11 protein-coding genes and 1 pseudogene are annotated in these 18,109 nt (G+C 62.8%); 8 read left to right on the top strand and 4 right to left on the bottom strand.

Annotated features, from left to right (window positions below):
• Positions 1-72: 72 nt before the first annotated feature.
• On the bottom strand, positions 73-852 hold the full coding sequence (locus EOA78_RS24925; protein ID WP_127317431.1) for an SDR family oxidoreductase: 780 nt from the start codon (positions 850-852) through the stop codon (positions 73-75).
• 152 nt (positions 853-1,004) lie between these two features.
• Here EOA78_RS24925 and EOA78_RS24920 point away from each other — a divergent pair, with 152 nt between their 5' ends.
• Both EOA78_RS24920 and EOA78_RS24915 read left to right on the top strand, forming a co-directional pair.
• Entirely contained in the window at positions 1,005-1,802 is a 798-nt protein-coding gene (locus EOA78_RS24920; protein WP_164783922.1) for a UDP-2,3-diacylglucosamine diphosphatase, read from the top strand.
• 110 nt (positions 1,803-1,912) lie between these two features.
• The gene (locus EOA78_RS24915; RefSeq protein WP_127317429.1) at positions 1,913-3,130 is read left to right on the top strand and encodes an MFS transporter; all 1,218 of its coding nucleotides are present in this window, start codon (positions 1,913-1,915) and stop codon (positions 3,128-3,130) included.
• On the opposite strand, the gene dgcA is transcribed toward EOA78_RS24915, so the two are convergent.
• Entirely contained in the window at positions 3,101-4,084 is a 984-nt protein-coding gene (gene dgcA, locus EOA78_RS24910; protein WP_127317428.1) for an N-acetyl-D-Glu racemase DgcA, read from the bottom strand. The genes EOA78_RS24915 and dgcA overlap by 30 nt on opposite strands.
• A 99-nt stretch (positions 4,085-4,183) precedes the next feature.
• Between dgcA and EOA78_RS24905 the strand changes: the two genes are divergently transcribed.
• Genes EOA78_RS24905 through EOA78_RS24890 form a run of 4 tightly spaced genes read left to right on the top strand, consistent with a single transcriptional unit; the run spans position 4,184 to position 8,296 of the window.
• On the top strand, positions 4,184-5,371 hold the full coding sequence (locus EOA78_RS24905; RefSeq protein WP_127317427.1) for an ABC transporter permease: 1,188 nt from the start codon (positions 4,184-4,186) through the stop codon (positions 5,369-5,371).
• Between the two features lies 1 nt (position 5,372).
• Positions 5,373-6,194, top strand: coding sequence for an ABC transporter ATP-binding protein (locus tag EOA78_RS24900; protein ID WP_065009514.1), 822 nt, complete (start codon positions 5,373-5,375; stop codon positions 6,192-6,194).
• Positions 6,195-6,207: 13 nt separating this feature from the next.
• Complete coding sequence (locus EOA78_RS24895) at positions 6,208-7,581, top strand: MlaD family protein (RefSeq protein WP_127317426.1); 1,374 nt, start codon at positions 6,208-6,210, stop codon at positions 7,579-7,581.
• A 46-nt stretch (positions 7,582-7,627) separates the two neighbouring features.
• A complete protein-coding gene (locus EOA78_RS24890) occupies positions 7,628-8,296 on the top strand; it encodes an ABC-type transport auxiliary lipoprotein family protein (protein WP_206533492.1) in 669 nt (222 codons plus the stop codon).
• 460 nt (positions 8,297-8,756) lie between these two features.
• On the opposite strand, the gene EOA78_RS24885 is transcribed toward EOA78_RS24890, so the two are convergent.
• Entirely contained in the window at positions 8,757-9,926 is a 1,170-nt protein-coding gene (locus EOA78_RS24885) for an aldose epimerase family protein (RefSeq protein WP_127317424.1), read from the bottom strand.
• Between the two features lie 570 nt (positions 9,927-10,496).
• Here EOA78_RS24885 and EOA78_RS37260 point away from each other — a divergent pair.
• Positions 10,497-10,722: pseudogene (locus EOA78_RS37260) on the top strand (OmpA family protein); the annotation flags it as partial.
• 427 nt (positions 10,723-11,149) lie between these two features.
• Positions 11,150-11,593 carry an SRPBCC family protein gene (locus EOA78_RS24875; protein WP_029352946.1) on the top strand — a complete coding sequence of 148 codons (444 nt, stop codon included), beginning with the start codon at positions 11,150-11,152 and terminating at the stop codon, positions 11,591-11,593.
• 78 nt (positions 11,594-11,671) lie between these two features.
• On the opposite strand, the gene EOA78_RS24870 is transcribed toward EOA78_RS24875, so the two are convergent.
• Entirely contained in the window at positions 11,672-18,025 is a 6,354-nt protein-coding gene (locus tag EOA78_RS24870) for a kinesin (RefSeq protein ID WP_127317423.1), read from the bottom strand.
• Positions 18,026-18,109: the final 84 nt, after the last annotated feature.

Genomic DNA, 18,109 nt, shown 5'->3' with positions numbered 1-18,109 from the left:
TTCCTGACAAGTACGGCCGAGATGGATCGCCTCCCGCCGTTCCCAGCGGGTGCCAAGCCTTGGATTCTGCCACTAGAACGCGCTGACGTAGGCGCCACCATCGACCGGTATGTTCTGCCCGGTCAGATAGCCGGCATGAACCGAGCACAGGAAGGCGCAGATCTGGCCGAATTCCTCCGGCGTGCCGAGCCGCTTGGCCGGAACGTTGGCTGCTGCCTGGGTCTTGCGTGCGGCGGCAGCAGCCGGATCTTCGGGGGTGCCGGCTTCATGCGGGGGCCGCAGCCGGTCGGTGTCGATCTTGCCCGGCAGCATGTTGTTGATCGTCACATTGCGGTCGACCACCGTCCGCGCGACGCCGGCAAGGAACGAGGTCAGGCCGGCGCGCGCGCCGGACGACAGGTCGAGGCCGGGAATGGGAACATAGACCGACAACGAGGTGATGTTGACGATGCGGCCGAAGCCGCGCTCGGCCATGCCGTCGATCACAGCCTGAACCAGTTCGACCGGGGTCACCATGTTCTGGGTGACGCCTTCGAGGATCTTTTCGCGGTTGAGCTCGCGGAAATCGCGAAGCGGCGGTCCGCCATTGTTGTTGACGAGGATATCGGGATCGGGGCAGGCTGCAAGCAGCGCCTTCTGCACCTCGCGCTTCGACACGTCGCCGACGATCTCTGTCACCTTGACGCCAAATCTTTCGCGCAGTTCGGCGGCGGTTTTCGCCAGCTGGCCGGCGTTGCGCCCGTTGACGACCAGATCGCAACCGGCCTCGGCCAGGGCCATGGCGCAGCCGCGCCCAAGTCCCCTGCTTGAAGCGCAGACGATGGCCTTTTTTCCGCGAATACCGAGATCCATGGCGATTTCTCCTTTGATTGGCGCCGCAACCTACTCTTGGGGCTGGACCAATCGCAACCGTCATACGGTTGTTGCATGAATCGGGGCATAGGCTGCACGAGAGCAACGGTGAGAATCCAATGCCTGGCGCAGAGCCCCGCACTTTCCGCAGCATGTTTATCTCCGACGTCCATCTCGGATCGAAGGCGGCGAAAGCCGAGTTCCTGATCGATTTCCTGCGGCATCACGACGCCGATATCATCTATCTCGTCGGCGACATCGTCGACGGCTGGCGGCTGAGACGGAGCTGGCACTGGCCGCAGAGCCACAATGACGTCGTCCAGAAGTTGCTGCGTAAGGCGCGCAAGGGCGCCAGCATCACCTACATCGCCGGCAATCACGACGAGTTCGCGCGCCAGTTCCAAGGCGTGCATTTCGGCGGCATCGTCGTCGCCGACCGCGCCATCCACGAGACCGCCGACGGCAAACGTCTTCTTGTCATCCATGGCGACCAGTTCGACACTGTCGTCCACAACGCGCGCTGGCTGGCCTATCTTGGCGACTATGCCTACGACGCGGCCATGCTCGTCAACCGCGTGGTGACGCGGCTTCGCCAACTGCTTGGCCTGCCTTATTGGTCGTTTTCCTCCTGGGCCAAGGTCAACGTCAAAAAGGCGGTGAATTTCATCGGCTCGTTCCAGACCATGCTGACCGAGGAAGCGCGCCGCTCGCACGTCGACGGCGTGATCTGTGGTCACATCCACCATGCCGCGATCGAAAACTACGAGGATGTGCAATACATCAACACCGGCGACTGGGTGGAGAGCTGCACCGCGGTGGTCGAGCATTTCGACGGCCAGATGGAGATCCTCCACTGGGCGCATGTCCTGCCGGAGGCTCCGGTCGGCAGCGAAGTGCTGGTCCCGATCGACATCGTCGACATCAAGGGCAGGGCAGTCCAGGCTGCCTGACGCGATGATGCGTTAGTCCAGGCGATTTCGTCGCTTTTTTTGCCGTGCTATGGGATCTACGTGCGCTGCTGACCGGCCGGTCGAATGCCGCGCCGACGGATTGCCTTCTGATGTCCTCCCTGCCGCCGCTTTCACCCGAACAGCTCGTCAAGCCGCGTCATTTCAAACTGCGCATGGGCCTGATTTTCTTCACGCTTTTCGTGCCGCTCGGGATACATTTGCCGTACTTCCCGCTGTGGCTGCAGGCAGAGGGTTTCGATGCCGAGCAGATAGCGGTCATTCTCGCAGCACCAATGTTCCTGCGCGTGGTGACGACGCCATTGCTTACAGCACTGGCCGACAGGGCGAGCGACCGCGCCCATGTTTATGTCGCGCTGACGGCCGCTTCTGTGGCGCTGTCCGCCGGTTATTTTCTGACGCCGACCTACGCCATGGTGCTCGCTGTTTCGCTGGCGCTCGCAGTGGTCTGGACACCGCATTCGCCGATTGCCGATTCGCTGGCACTGTCGGGAGTGCGCCGCTTCGGCTCCAACTACGCAAGTATGCGCAAATGGGGATCGATCTCCTATCTGTGCGCAAATCTTGCGGGCGGTTTCATCCTGTCGGCGACTGGCGCCCAGGCTGTTCCGGTGATCATTTTCGCAGCGTTTGGCGCGGCGCTTGTCGTCGCACTGATCGCGCCGCGGCTCGGCCGTCCCCGCCGTGCCTCGCCGCTTTCGGCAGCCGACATCCAGCAATCGGCGCCAAAACTCCTCAACGCCTATTTCCTGTATTTCTCCATCGGCGTCGGCGTCATCACCGCCAGCCACGCGTTTCTCTACGGTTTCGTGTCGATCTACTGGAAATCGATCGGCATCGGCGATCAGGTGGTCGGGCTGCTTTGGGGTTGGGGTGTGGTGGCCGAGATCGGCATGTTCATGGTCTTCACCCGGGTTTTCGGCTCCTTCTCGGTCGTGTCGATCATGGTGATGGCCGGGATAGGCGCGATCGTGCGCTGGATTGCCTTCCCCATGATCTGGCCGCTCGGCCTTGGCGTCGCCGGATTTTTCGCAGTCCAGACGCTGCATGCGATCTCCGTGGCGCTGGTGCTGATCGGCCTGCAGAAAATGATCGGTGAGACGATCGCGGAGGAGCGCACCGGGGCCGCGCAAGGCATCGCCTATTTCTCCAACGGCTTCTTCACGGCCGTGGTGACGCTCTTGTCCGGCCCGCTTTATGACCGCTTCGGCGTGGACGGCTTTTTTGCCATGATCCCGATCGCCCTTATCGGCCTTGCGTTGATCGGGCTTGCCGCGCGTTCAGCCCCACAGCGCCGTATCGGGCGGTGACACCAGCGAACCCTGGTAGACGAGACCGGGAACACGGTCGCGGGCAAGCAGCAGCGGACCGTCGAGATCGACGAAATCGGCATCCTGCGCCAAGAGCACGGCCGGCGCCATGGCCAATGACGTGCCGACCATGCAGCCGACCATGACGCCAAAACCCAGTTCGCGGGCGCGATCGCGAAGGATAAGGGCAGCGGTCAAGCCGCCCGACTTGTCGAGCTTGATGTTGACGGCATCGTAAAGGCCGACAAGCGAGGCAAGGCCCTCTGCCTCATGCACGCTTTCATCGGCGCAGATCGGCACCGGATGCGCGATTTGGCGAAGGACGCCGTCACGGCCCGCCGGCAGCGGCTGTTCAATCAGGGCGATGCCGTATTCGGCGGCAAAGGCGAGATTTGCAACGATGTTGTCGTCGCTCCAGCCCTCATTAGCGTCAAGGATGATGCGGCTCGCCGGTGCCGCCTCCCTAACCGCGCGGATACGGGCCATATCGTTGTTACCGCCGATCTTGACCTTGAGCAGCGGGCGCTGGGCGTTGGCGCGGGCCTGGGCTGCCATCGCTTCGGGCTCACCGAGCGACAGCGTGTAGGCCGTCTCAAGTGCGCGCGGCGGAGCCGTGCAGATGCTGAAAGCGACCGGCTTGCCTGTGATCTTCGCCTCCAGGTCCCATAGCGCGCAGTCGATGGCATTGCGGGCGGCTCCGGCGCGCATGGCATCGAGCAGCGCGGCCCGGCTGATGCCGCCAGCGATCTCGCCGCGCATCGCCTCGATCGCATCGCGCACACCGTCCATCGTTTCGCCATAGCGCTTGTAGGGGACGCATTCGCCGCGCCCGCTCTGGCCGTCCTCGTGGATCGTCACTGTGATGACCTCGGCTTCGGTTTTCGAACCGCGCGAAATGGTGAAGGTCCCGGCGATGGGAAAGCGCTCGGCCTCGACCGAAATGACACGCGCCATATATTTCTGCTCCGGCTGTGGGACAACGAGCTTGTCGGCAAATCGACAGGTGGGTTCCGTCAGGTTAAACAGATTGGCCCGTCAGGCTAACAGGACGCCATGTTGACCATCCGCAAACGCCACGCAAGCGGCACGACCGCCAAGGAGGCCGACCACCAGCCGCGCGTCGCGGTCGGTGAGGAGGGTGGCGTTCTGGGCTGCGCCTTCTCCGGAAACTGGACGACGCGCACCGTGACGCTGGTCGACGCCGAGATGCGCAAGATCGAGAAGCGCAGCGGTTTCCAGACGCTGGCGCTCGACCTTTCGCATATCGAGAAGATGGATACCGCCGGAGCCTGGCTGATCGACCGCCTGGTCAGCGCCTTCGAAAAGAAAGGCGTCGAGATCAGGCTGCAAGGGCAAAGCGAGATTGCCTCGATGCTGCTCGGCGCCGTTGGCGACGCGGTCCGGCGCGAACCCGATTCCGGCGGCACAAAGCCGCCCAACATCATCATTCGCGGGCTGGAGGCGGTTGGCCGGCGTGTCTATGAAATGCGCGACGACTTCCTGGCCGCGATGAACATATTGGGCGCCACGATACGCGGCTCGCAAATGAAGCTCGGCCGCGGCCATGCGGTCAATCCGGCGGCGATCTTCAACCAGATCGATCGCATGGGCGTCGGCGCCATCCCGGTGGTCGTGCTGATGTCGGCCATCGTCGGCGCGATCGTCGCCCAGCAAGGCGCCTACCAGCTCAGCTATTTCGGCGCCGATATCTTCGTCGTCGATCTGGTCGGCGTGCTGATCCTGCGCGAACTCGGCGTGCTGATGACCGCGATCATGATCGCCGGCCGTTCGGGCAGCGCCATTACGGCTGAAATCGGCTCGATGAAAATGCGCGAGGAGGTCGACGCGCTGAAGGTCATCGGGCTCAATCCAATCGGCGTGCTGGTGTTTCCGCGGCTGGTCGCGCTGGTGATCGCACTGCCTTGCCTGACGATCATCGCCAATTTCGCCGCACTCGGCGGCGGCATCCTGGCCGCATGGCTCTACTCCGACATCGCACCGGCGGCGTTCATCGACCGGCTGCGTGTCGCCATCGATCTCAGCACTATCTTTGCCGGGCTGATCAAGGCGCCGTTCATGGCCATGATCATTGGCACGATTGCCTCGGTCGAAGGCATGAAGGTTGGCGGCAGCGCCGAATCGCTGGGACAACACGTGACCGCTTCGGTGGTAAAGTCGATCTTCGTGGTCATCATCCTCGATGGGCTTTTCGCCATGTTCTACGCGGCGATCGAGTTCTGACATGGCGACGCAGGGCAGCACAAAGGCGACTGGGGTTGCGGAAGGGGCCGACGAAGACGAGATCGTGCTTTCCGCGCACGACATCACCGTGTCCTTCGGCGACAAGGTCATTCTCGACAGATTGTCGCTCGATATCAGGCGCGGCGAGATCCTCGGTTTTGTCGGTGCCTCCGGTGCCGGTAAGTCGGTTCTCCTGCGCACCATCCTCGGCCTGGTCCACAAGCAGTCGGGAACGATCAAGCTGTTCGGCGTCGATGTCGAAAAGGCGAGCGAGAGGGAGCGTCTTCGCATCGACATGCGCCTTGGCGTCCTCTTCCAGCACGGCGCGCTGTTTTCAGCGCTCACGGTTCTCGAAAACGTGCAGGTGCCGATGCGCGAATATCTCGACCTGCCCAGAAAGCTGATGGACGAGCTGGCGATGCTCAAGGTCGAACTGGTCGGGTTGCCGCCGGATGCGGCGCAGAAATTTCCGTCCGAGCTTTCCGGCGGCATGATCAAGCGCGCGGCGCTGGCGCGCGCACTGGCGCTCGACCCCGACATCGTGTTCCTGGACGAGCCGACATCCGGCCTCGATCCGATCAGCGCGGCTGAATTCGACGAACTGGTCGTCAAGCTACGCGATACCATGGATCTGACCGTGTACATGGTCACGCACGATCTCGACACGCTGTTCACCGCTTGTGATCGGGTGGCCGTCCTCGGCAAAAAGAAAGTGCTGGTCGAAGGCACGATCGACGACATGCTCAGAAGCGAGGAACCCTGGGTGAAATCCTATTTTCGCGGAAAACGTGCGCGGCAACTTGATCTTGCGGCCCGCGCGTAGCCATAAGTGATAAATGGAAACCAGAGCCAACTACGTCATTGTCGGCATTTTCACGCTAGCCGCGATCCTGGCAGCGTTCGCGTTCGTCTATTGGACGGCCGCGATCGGCGACAGAGGTGAGACGGCGATGCTGCGGGTGCGCATTCCGGGATCGGCTTCCGGCCTCGGCCGCGGCAGCTTCGTGCTGTTCAACGGCGTCAGGGTTGGGGATGTCAGGCGCGTCTATATCGACGTCGACAATCCGACCGCCGCCATAGCCGACGCCGAAATAGACCGCATGACGCCGATCACCAAATCGACGCAGGCCGATATCGGCCTCGCCGGCCTCACCGGTCAGGCCAATATCGAACTCAAGGGCGCCGACCCCAAGGAAGTAAATCTTCTCGATCAGGCGGAGGCGGAGGGCCGCGTCGCTGAGATCGTCGCCAACCCGTCGGCGGTCACCAACCTGTTGCAGACGGCGCAGAACATCTTCACCCGCGCCGATACGGTTTTCACCCAGCTCGAAGGCTTCACCCGGGACGTTCGCGGGCCGCTGACGCAGACCGTCAATAATGTGCAGACCTTCTCCGACGCGCTGGCCAAGAACTCCGACGGCATCGACAAATTCCTCGCCAGCGTCAGTTCGCTTTCGGACGAGTTGAGGGGTGTCTCGGGCAAGCTCGACGGCACGCTTAGGGCGGCGGAAGGACTGCTCAACGCCGTCGACAAGGACCAGATCAAGAGCATCGTCGCCAACGTCGATACGGTGACCACGAACCTTAAGGAAACCAGCAAGCAGTTCGACAGGGTCGTCAGGAATGTCGACACCGCGGTGGGGTCGATCAACGACTTCGCCCAGAAGACGCAAGGCACGCTGGCCAAGGTCGACGGCGTTCTCGACGGCATCGACCCGGCACAGGTTCGCACCGCGCTGGCCAACATCCAGAAGGCAAGCGAAAACGCCAACGAGGCTGCCGCCGACATCGCCAAGGTGACCAGCAAATTCGCCAACCGGGCCGACGATATCGACCAGACCATCAAGGACGCGCAGCAGCTCGCGGAGCGTCTCAACGACGCCTCGGTGCGCGTCGACGGCATCCTCGCCAAGGTCGATACACTGCTCGGCTCAGGTCAGGCCGACGGCATGATAGCCGATGCCAGGAATACGCTGAGATCGTTCAAGCAGGTCGCCGACACCCTGAACGCCCGCCTCGGCACCATCACCGCCAATCTGGCCCGATTCTCCGGTCAGGGCCTGCAGAACGTCGAAGCGCTGGTCCAGGACAGCCGCCGTTCGATCAGCCGCATCGAAGAGGCGGTGACGGATCTCAGCCGCAATCCGCAGCGGATCCTGTCAGGCGGCGAAGGCGAGGTTCGGCAATTCGACGGCAGGGTGCGGCGTTGACTTCGGCTTTCGCCCGCCCCAAGAACAGCAGGCAAGTGCACTGCGGATGCGGATTGCTCATACGATTCGGGGACAACGGGGATCGCGTGTGAAGTCGGTGGTGCTTAAATTGGGCGGGGTCAAATCGGGCGGGCTCAAAGCGGGTGCGGCATTGCTTGCGCTTTCGCTAGCCGGTTGCGCGTTTTTGCCGGGCGGCGGGCCGCCGCCGCTGGACACATTCGAGTTGTCGGCGCCGCCGCTCGATGCGCGCGGCCGCAGCCGCCGCCAGATCCTCATTGCCCAACCCTCCGCGCTCAAGGCGCTGGACAGCCAGAACATCGTCATAAAGCCGTCCGTGCGCTCGATCCAGTACCTCAAGGGCGCGCAATGGGCCGATCGGCTGCCGCTGATCGTGCAGGCGCGGCTGGCCGAGACATTCCAGCGCTCGGGCAGCTTCGCCGGTGTCGGCAAACCGGGCGAGGGGCTGGCGATCGACTATCAGGTCATCGTCGAGGTCCGTTCCTTCGACGTCAGGGTCGACGGCGGCGAACATGCCGAAGTCGACCTGTTCGTGCGGATACTGAACGACCGCAATGGCGAGGTGCGCGCCTCGAAGAGCTTTACCGCGACCGCGCCCGTCTCGGGCAGCGGCAATCAGGCCTATGTCAGCGCGCTCGACCGTGCGTTCGGCGATGCCGCCAAGGACATCGTCCGCTGGACCGATTCGGTGATCTGATACAGCCGGAATTGCCGGGCGCAGCTTAGGATCAAACTCAATCATCTGGCTGCTGCCAATGGCCGAGACGGGTGGGCAACTGCCGTCCGTTTCGACGACTGGAACGAGCAGGGAGCGCCAATTACCGACCTTCCCGGCGCTTCTCCAAAGCCGCCCTTCGCGCTACAGCTTTGAATCGACTTCCTTTCGGACGTAGACAGCGACTTGCATGAAGGTCTGGTTTGGCTACGGCCAGCGGCTTTGGGCGATGGAAAGCCGCAACGTTCGCCTGCTTCGCCGCGGAGAGGCTGCGTGTTCGGCCGGGGACATAGCGCCAGCAAGCAAGCTCCGGATCCGCTGCCCTGCCTCCCACAGCGACGACGCCCAGAGCTTCAGTGTCTCGATCGAAACGCCCGTTATCCATGATCTCCGAATCATGGCGACCCATCGATTCACACCAGAAAAGAACGCAGCTGCAACGCTAGGACGCGTCGGTGGAGAATTTGTGTATCGTAGTCGACTTCAGCGTTTCGCCCGGTTTCAGCACCGTCGTTGGAAATGACGGCTTGTTCGGCGAATCCGGGAAGTGCTGCGTCTCAAGGCAGAAGCCGTCGGTCTGGCGGTATTGCTGACCGGCTGCGCCGACGAGCGTCGAATCGAGGAAGTTGCCGCTGTAGAACTGGACGCCGGGCTCGGTGGTCGAGATCTCCATGATCCGGCCCGAGCGCGGCTCGTAGACTCGGGCGGCGAGCGAAAGTCCACCACCCGACCGGTTCAGCACGAAGTTGTGATCGTATCCGCGGCCATAGGCCATCTGTGGGTCGCTCGAGCGGATGCGTGCGCCGATCGGCGCCCCTTGGCGGAAGTCGAACGACGTGGCGGTCACGGAGGCGAGCTGCCCGGTCGGGATCAAGGTCGCATCGACCGGCGTGTAGCGATCGGCGTTGATCGTGAGGATGTGATCATCGATCCCACCCGTGCCGTCGCCGGCGAGATTGAAGTAGGAATGACTCGTGAGATTGACCACGGTTGGTTTGTCGGTCGTCGCCTCGTAGTCGATGCGCAGCTCGTTGTCGTTGGTGAGGCTATAGACGACCTGGACCGTGAGCGTGCCGGGATAGCCTTCCTCGCCATCCTTGCTCGTGTAGTTCAGCCGCGCTGCGGCGCCGCTGACGCTGCTCAACGGCTCGACCGCCCAGACGACCTTGTCGAAGCCTTTCGTGCCGCCGTGCAGGCTGTTCGGCCCGTTATTGGCGGCGAGTTGGTATTGCGTGCCGTCGAGCGTGAACTTCGCGCCGCCGATGCGATTGCCGTAGCGCCCGATCAAGGCGCCGAAATAGGGGTTCATGGATTCGTAGTCGGCGAGTTCCTTGAAGCCGAGCACGACGTTGTCGAGCTTGCCCCAGCGGTCGGGCACATTGATCGCCGTGATGATACCGCCATAGGCGATGAACTTGACGGACGCGCCCCTGTCGTTGGTGAGCGTGTAGAGATCCACGGCCTTGCCGTCCTGCGTGTTTCCGAATGGGGTCTTGTCCACAGAGCCGGCGCCGGCGCTCGTTCCCGTCAGCAGCACGCCCATGCCGAGCACGGCCGCGCCGAGCACTGACCTATGCCAGGTACGCGACTTGTTTGGTTCGATGGGCGTCATGGTTTCCTCCCTCGATAGGCTTCTTCGCCGGCGGCTTCTGACGAGCCGCCTAGAAGACCAATTCTAAACTCATCGGGCTATCAAGGTAAGCGCGTCCTGGTAGAGATTGTACAATAGCACCGTGCTTGAAAAGCGTGTGCCGGATACCGCCGGTCGCATCAGCTCATTGCCTGATCAAAATTGCCGTCGGTCCATGAATCGCAGGACGGGTATCCGCCTGATTCCCGACTTCGATCCTGCTGCTAGTTGGTGTCGCAAAGCCACCCGATTGAGACGTAGAACGCGCCATAGCGGTGAAATCCGAGCCGATGCCCCGGCCGGTTCGGTTGCGTCATTTCCGGACCAACATCGAGCCGCCCCTGTCGGTCGCCTCTCCGACTCGTTGCCCGACCTTCATGTTGCTTCGCTGCAAGGACCGCACAGGGGTTAGCGGTTCGACGTGGCTGCGGGCGACATAGTAGAACGGGGTCGCCAGATCACTATCAAAAGATCTGATCGTCATCGAGCTTCCTGAAAGGCAAAGGTCGCTTGGACGTGGGTGCGGGATTGGCATCTTCCAGTGTCGCTCGCGATGCGGTCGGGGCGGAGGTGGCGAACCTGGCGCTGTCGGACCAGCGGGCCAGGCGGTGGCGACTGCGCTGACCAACGTCTTCGACATCGCGCCCGAGAACATGAAGACGCAGGGCTATGGCGAGCAGTACCTGAAGGTTGAACCCAGGAGCCCGAGCGCGAGAACCGGCGCGTCGCGATCCGCCGCATCACGCCGCTGGTCGCACCCGTGGCGAACTCCGAATAGGCCCCCACCTTGTTTTGAGCCGGCCGGGCAGGTAGCGCCAGCCTCATCATTGCAAGCCCGCTTATATACCCCCGCGTATCGAGCGGGCCAAATAGGCGACACGCATCTAGTCCGGTCAAGATCCGCTTTCGCCCTCTTGCGACATTGAGGTCGAAATCGAGTAACTACTGGATTGAGTCAAAGCGGTGAGTTCCACTGGAGGTCCCTATCTGGGAGAAAATTTGGGCCTGGAATGTCCGACTAGGGTCATTGGCGTGAATTCGGCAGGGTCGAACGAACTTCCGCAACGGGTCGAAAAGCGGTCGCAGGGAGCCTAACATGAAGGTCTGCGGCCCCGGTTCCAAAAAACCTCGGAACTTGTGTCGGATTGGTCAAGACCCGTTCGTCCTTGGGCAGGATCGACACTCCAATCACAAGGATAAATGATATGCCCAGTACCGTACGCCTGCACCGCGTCCTGGCAACCAGCCCAGAAAAAGTCTACCGCGCTTTCCTTGAGGCGGACGCGCTCGCGAAATGGCTACCGCCCAACGGCTTCACCTGCACGGTTTATCATCTGGAACCCAAAGTCGGCGGCACATTCAAAATGTCATTCCGCAACTTCACAACCGACAAAAGCCACGCGTTTGGCGGCGAATATGTCGAGCTCGTTCCGGGCGAACGCCTGCGCTACACGGACAAGTTCGACGATCCTAACTTGCCCGGCGAGATGCAGGTGACGGTGATACTGAAGAAAGTATCAGTCGGCACGGAGCTGGATATCACGCAGGCAGGCGTGCCGGACGTCATTCCAGCTGAGGCTTGTTATCTCGGTTGGCAGGAGTCGCTGCGAAACCTGGCAAGGCTCGTAGAACCGGAGATCAATCAATAGAGCATGATCCCGAAGAGGTCGGAACGGCATGAAAAAGGCGGGAAAATTTCCCGCCTTTTTTGTTTCCCTGTCGCCTGATCAATGCAGGCGGCCACTGGCGTGGGCAAGCATCGTATAGACCTTGCCGGTGTCCGACGTCAGGTAGGTCTGCGCCATCATGTTGTCGCGGTCGTTGCGCGACACGTCCTTGAGCAGCTTTTCGAAATCGTCGCAATAACGGTCGACGGCGGCTCGGAACTCCGCCTCCATCTGATATTTGCGGCGAATCTCATCGAAAGTCTGCTGGCCCTTCAGCGTGTAGAGACGCCGCGTGAACACGTCGCGCTCGCCGCGCCGGTAGCGGTTCCACAGCTCGATCGAGGCGTCGTGATCGATGGCGCGGGCGATGTCGACCGAAAGCGAGTTAAGCGACTCCACGACGTGAAGCGGCGAGCGCTGGGCAGGTGCCGAGCGTGGCGCTTCCGAAGGTGCCGCGGGCGTGGCGCCCTCTTCGCGCGATGCCCCGGTCAAGAGATCGCGCACCCAGCCGCCCTGCGGCGTACGGCCATTGGGGTCGCGCTGGCGCGGCGCCGTCTCAGCCGGGCGTTCCAACTCGAGTGTGCCGCGCAGTGCAGTGTCACCCGATGGCGCCTGCGGGGCACGAGGTTCGGGTTGCTGGGCCGGAGGACGGCGCAGCGGCTCAGTGGCGCGCGCGGCAGGCGCTTGCGGTGCCGGACGCAGGTTGCGCGGCTCCGAGGAGTCGGTGCTGCGACCCGATTTCGCAACGATATCCGAAAGTTCCTTCAGGGCGTTGATCTGCTCGGAAACGGCGCGGCGGATGGCCGTGGTCGATTCCTTTGCCTCTTCCGGCATCTCGATGACGCCCTTCTTGAGCTCGGCGCGGGTAAGGTCGAGCTCGCTCTTGATCGAGCCGGCGGTGCGCCGCATCTCCTCGGTCGCGTCGGCGAAGCGCTTCGTTGCCGAATCGACGACGTCGGCGATGGCGGTACGGATCTTGTCCGCCGACTCCAGCGTCTTGCCTTCGGCGTTCTGCAACGTCTGGCCGACCAGATCCTCGAACGAGCGCATGACCTTTTCGAGATCCTCCGACTTCTTAACCAGGCCGACGGCGAGATCCTCCAGCGACGACTGTCTTTCCAACGTGTGTTCGAGGTTGCTCTGGGCCGAGCTCAACAGATCCGAAGCACTGGACAGCAATCGGCTGTGCTCGTCGAACTTGGTGGCGATCGAGGCAACCTCGCGCAAGGTCGCGGATGACAGCTCGGTAAGCCGTGTCGTGTTCGAATCGACCAGGCGTGCCGAACTGGCGAAGGTCTGCGCGGCTTTTTCCGTCGTCGCGGCAAAGCTTTGCGTGCTGCCCGTCAGGCGTTCGTCGACCTGGCCGAGATTGGCCGCCGCCTGCTCGATCAACTGACCGAGCTGCGAGCTGGAGGTGCTCATACGGCCGATGAGATCGGCGACACTGTCGGCGAGCGTTGAGCGCGCGCCTTCGACGGCCGACAATGTTTCGGCCGTGCGGCTGGCGAGCGCATTGACGAGGGTGGCGTTTTCGCTGCGCAGCTTCTCGGTGGCGCGTTCGGTCACCTCTTCCATGCTCTTTTGCAGTTCCGAGCCGCCCTGGGCGAAGCGCTCGACCAGCGGCCGTGCCGTTTCGTCGAGGATTTTCGAGATCTCGGCCGAACGTGCCGCAAGCATGGTGTTGAGCTCGCGGGTGTTGGTGCCGATGGTCTTCGCCGCGTCGTTGGTGCTCTGGCCGATATGCTGGCCGACCGCAGTGAAGGTTTCGGCGATCGAGTTGGCGCGCGAAATAAGTTGCGCCTCAGCGGTCGAGACCTGCTCGTTGAGCTTCTGGCCTATCGTTTCGGTGGTGTAGACGAGACGGTTTTCGACGCCGGCAACCTGCTCCTCGACGCGAGCCGCCGCAGCCGCCGCGCTGGATGCCAGGCGCTCGTCGGCGCCGGCGAGCGCCTGCTCGATTTCACGGGCGTGGACGGCAAGTTCCTGACCGGTCTGCCGCGCACGTTCGGCAACCCGCTGCTCGGTGCTGGCGAAGGCCCCGACGATGTTGTCGGCATGTTCTCCGATCGTCGACGTGCTGTCGGCGATGCGGGATACCAGACGGTGATCCGCCTCGTCGAAGATACGGCCGATCTCCGACGCGCGGGCCGACAGCGCCTCCGAACCTTCGGCGATGCGCGAGATCAGCTGCTGGTCGGCGGCATCGAAAATGCGGCCAAGGTCCGATGCTCGCGCTGCGAGCGCTTCGGCCGATTCGCCGATGCGCACGCCGAGCCGTTCGTCGGCGCCTTCAAAATTGCGCAGGATGTCGCCGGCGCGTGCCGCCAGCGACTGCGCCGTTTCGACCGCGCGGGCAACCAGCTTCTGGTCCGCCGCATCGAATGTACCGGCGATCTCGCTGGCACGAGCGGCCAGTTGGTCGGCCGTCTCCTGGGCGCGCGTCAGCAAGGAGTTCGATGTGTTGTCGACATGGGCCATGATTGCGCTCGATGTATCCTCGGCGCGGGCAATGAGCGCACTCGACGTGTCTTCGGCACGTGCGGCGAGGCGGCGGTCCGCCTCCTCGAAGGTGCGGGCGATATCCTCCGCCCTGGCGAGCAAGGCGGCCGAGGTCTGCTCGGCACGCCCGGCGATCTTGCGGTCGGCGTCACTGAACGCCGCGCCGGCCTGCTCATGCAGCGCGCTGGTGACTTCCATTACCTTTTCACGCAGCGCTCCCGCGACGAAGACGGCGCTCTTTTCGAGCACGCTGCGGACGTTGTCGACACCGGTCGACAGCGCGCGCTCCATGGTTCCGGCGCGCTCCTCGATGATGCCGGTCTGACGGCTGAACGCCTGCTCGATCTTTTCGACGTCAGCGGCAATAGCGTCCGAAATGTCGGTGCTTCTGGCGGCGATCTGGTCGATATGGCCGGACAGGGAACGGTCGACTTCCTTGCGCGTATGGGCGAGCTTGGAGAGATCGTCCTCCAGCGCACGGGTCAGCGCGTCGCGGCCTTCGGCCAGCTTGCCGACATGCCCGGCTATGATGTCGTCCACCTCGCCGCGGCTCGCCGCAATTTTCTGCAGGTCTGCTTCCAGCGCACGTCTAAGGATATCGCGGCCTTCGGCCAGCTTCTCGACCTGGCCGGCAACCAGCCCGTCGATGCTCGACCGGCTTTCCGCCAGTTTGGCGAGGTCGTCTTCAAGCGCCTTGGACAGGATCGAGCGGTCCTGGATGAGCTTATCGGCGTGGCTGTTTACGAGACCGTTGACGCTGCCGAGATCGGCCTCCAGCGCCCGCGCAAACTCTGCACGATTGTCGGTCAGCTGCTGCGACTGGTCGGCGACGACACCCTTGATGGTATTGAGGTCTGCTTCCAGCGCGCGTCTGAGGATGTCGCGGCCTTCGGCCAGCTTCTCGACCTGGCCGGCAACCAGCCCGTCGATGCTCGACCGGCTTTCCGCCAGTTTGGCGAGGTCGTCTTCGAGCGCCTTGGACAGGGTCGAGCGATCTGCGGCGAGCCTGTTCATGTGATCGGAGACAAGGCCGTTCACATTCTGCAGGTCGGTTTCCAGCGCTCGCGTCAGTTGACCACGATCTTCCGCCAGCTTTTCGGACTGACCTGATATAACGTCCTTGATCGTGTTGAGATCGGACTCCAGCGCGCGCTTGAGAATGTCGCGGCCTTCGGCCAGCTTCTCAACCTGGCCGGTAACCAGACCATCGATGCTCGACCGACTTTCAGCCAGTTTGGCGAGGTCGTCTTCGAGTGCCTTCGACAGGATTGAACGGTCCTCGGCGAGCTTGTTCATGTGATCGGAGATAAGGCCATTCACGCTCTGCAGGTCGGTTTCCAACGCCTTCGAGAGCTGACCACGGTCTTCCGCCAGCTTTTCGGACTGGCCTGATATGACGTCCTTGATCGTGTTGAGATCGGACTCCAGCGCGCGCTTGAGGATGTCGCGGCCTTCGGCCAGCTTCTCGACCTGACCGGCGACCAGCCCGTCGATGCTCGACCGGCTTTCCGCCAATTTGGCGAGGTCTGCCTCGAGCGTTTGCGAAAGCAGGCTGCGATCGTCGGCGAGCCTGCCCGAATGGTCCTCGATCAGGCCCCGGATACCGGACAGGTCGTTTTCGAGCGAGCGCGAAAGCAGGCCGCGGTCTTCCGCCACTTTGGCGGAATGGCTCTGGATGAGATCCTTGATGCCGACGATGTCGGTTTCCAACGCCTTGGCAAGGATGGCGCGACCTTCGGCGATCTTCTCGACCTGACCGGCGACCAGGCCGTCGATGCTGGCGCGACTGTCGGCCAGCTTACCGAGATCGGCCTCGAGGGCGCGTGAAAGAATGCTGCGGCCTTCGGCGAGTTTTCCAACGTGACCGGCAACCATTTCGTCAATGATTGTACGAGCTTGTACCAGTTTTCCGGAGTCTTCGTTCAAAGCCTGTGAAAGCCTGTTGCGGCCCTCTTCGAGCTGTTCGAGATGGCTGCCGAGCGAAGCATCGATGGTGGCGCGCGACTCGTTGACCTTGCGCAGATCCTCTTCGAGGGCGCGCGCGATCAGGTTGCGGCCTTCGGCAAGCTTCTGCACCTGGTCGGTGACAGCCGCGTCGATGCCGGCGCGGCTTTCGGCGAATTTCGCCAGATCGGCCTCCATCGCCGCCGCCATGCGTTCGCGGCTTTCGGAAAGCTTGCGGCTGTGGTTCTCGACGGCCTCCTCGATGCCGACGCGGGCATCGGAAAGCCGCCGGATATCGGCGTCGAAGGAGCGCGACACCACATGACGGGCCGCTTCCATGCGCCCGGCGAAATCGCCGGCGCGTGCTTCAAGCATGGACGAAGTCGACGAAACGATGTCGGCCATGTCGGCGCCGATCTGGGTCTTGCCCTGATCGATCATCGCCGACAGCGTCTCCTTGCTCTCCTGGAAGGTATGGGCGATTTCGCGCGCGCGCTCGACCAGCGTCTCGTTGATCTGGCGTGCGCGAGCCTCGAGCGCGGCGTTGAGCTTCTGGGTGCCGGTGTCCAGCGCTTCGGCGCGGGTCTGAAATTCACTAATCAGCGCCTGGCCGCGTTCGGCCAGCGTCCGCTCGATGCCGTCAAGGCTGGCTTCAAATTCGGAGTTGAGCGTACGCGCGGCGCCGCCGAGCAGCGACACCATGCCGGAGGTCCGATCGTCGAGCAGGTCGGTCAGCGACCGGGTGAGGCCGTCGGTCGTGTCCGTCAGCTTGGCGATGCGCGTATCGAGAAGGCTGGCGAAGGCTTCGCCGGAGGTCGACAGCCGGTCCGTGATCGATTCGAGCCGGCCTTCCACCGAATCGAAGATCGACAACGAGCTTTGGTTGATCCTGTCGATCAGGGTGTCGCCGGAATTGGTTATGGTCATCGACAGGTTGGTCGAGGCGTTGAGAATGCTGTCGCGAATGATGTCGCTGGCCGCCCCGATTTCGTCCTTCAGCGTCTCATGCGCGCCGGTGATCGAGGCGCGCACGCGTTCAGCGTGGGTGACCACCGCTTCGCGCTCGCTGCCCAGCCCGTCGACAAGCGAGCGGATACGCGATTCATTCTCCGAGTAGGAGCGTTCGATCTGGTTCACCTCGCTGTGGACCAGGGTTTCGAGCTCGACGGCACGCGCAAGCGTGCGCTCGATGCCTTCACCCATGGCCGCCACCTCGCGGCGGACGGCTTGCCCGATCATCATGACGCGATCCTGGGCAATATTTTCCGGCTCGGTCAGGCGGAATGCCACTTCCGTCATCGACTGAGCCGCTATGCGCATCTCCTGCGCGCGGCGAATCATGGCTGCAAACGCCCAGAACAGAAGCACGGGCAAGATCGCAGCGATCGCCAGGCCGATCAGTTCGGGACGGGCGAAAAACTGGCCGGGCGTGCGGATTTGCCAGATGCCTGGTCCAAACAGCAGGTTGGCCAATGCACCGGCGCCCGCGATCCAGGCGAGCGAAACAAGCGCCACCACCCAGTAGATCGTGTTCGAGGCACGCCGATTGAGGGTGTGCAGCAGCGTTTTGTAATCTTTTTGACGAGGGTCATTGGCCGGCGTGAAGCCGGCCGGCTGCGTGCCATTGCGCGTTTCCACAGGGCGCAGTTCAGCCGGCTTGGCCGTTGCCGCGGGCTTTTCTTTCTGGTCCTGGGCTTTTTCGTCCTGGTTGGCGGCAGGCTCCGTCTGCTGGCTCTGGCTGGCGACAGGCTCGGCATTCTCGCCCTGGCTGGCGACAGGCTCGGCATTCTGGTTACGGCCTTCGCGTGCCAACTCGTCGGCAGCCTGCGATATCTGCGCCTCCAGATCTTCCATCGACGCTGCGATGTCGAGGTCGCCGCCGGCATCGCCGCTCAGGTCGATATCAAGTGCTTTCTCGAGTTCCCTGGCTACGTCGTTGTCGAGCGTTCTCGTCGTTGTTTTCTTCGCCATGCCTTCGCTACCCTGTACAAGCTGCCGCGGGACTTATTGATTCTGCTTGTCGTGTCCCACGCAAGAGGCTGAAAATGGACCTGT

Origin of the sequence: Mesorhizobium sp. M5C.F.Cr.IN.023.01.1.1 (assembly GCF_003997585.1) — a bacterium.
Classification (GTDB): domain Bacteria; phylum Pseudomonadota; class Alphaproteobacteria; order Rhizobiales; family Rhizobiaceae; genus Mesorhizobium; species Mesorhizobium wenxiniae.
This window is presented reverse-complemented; position numbering and strand designations above follow the sequence as displayed.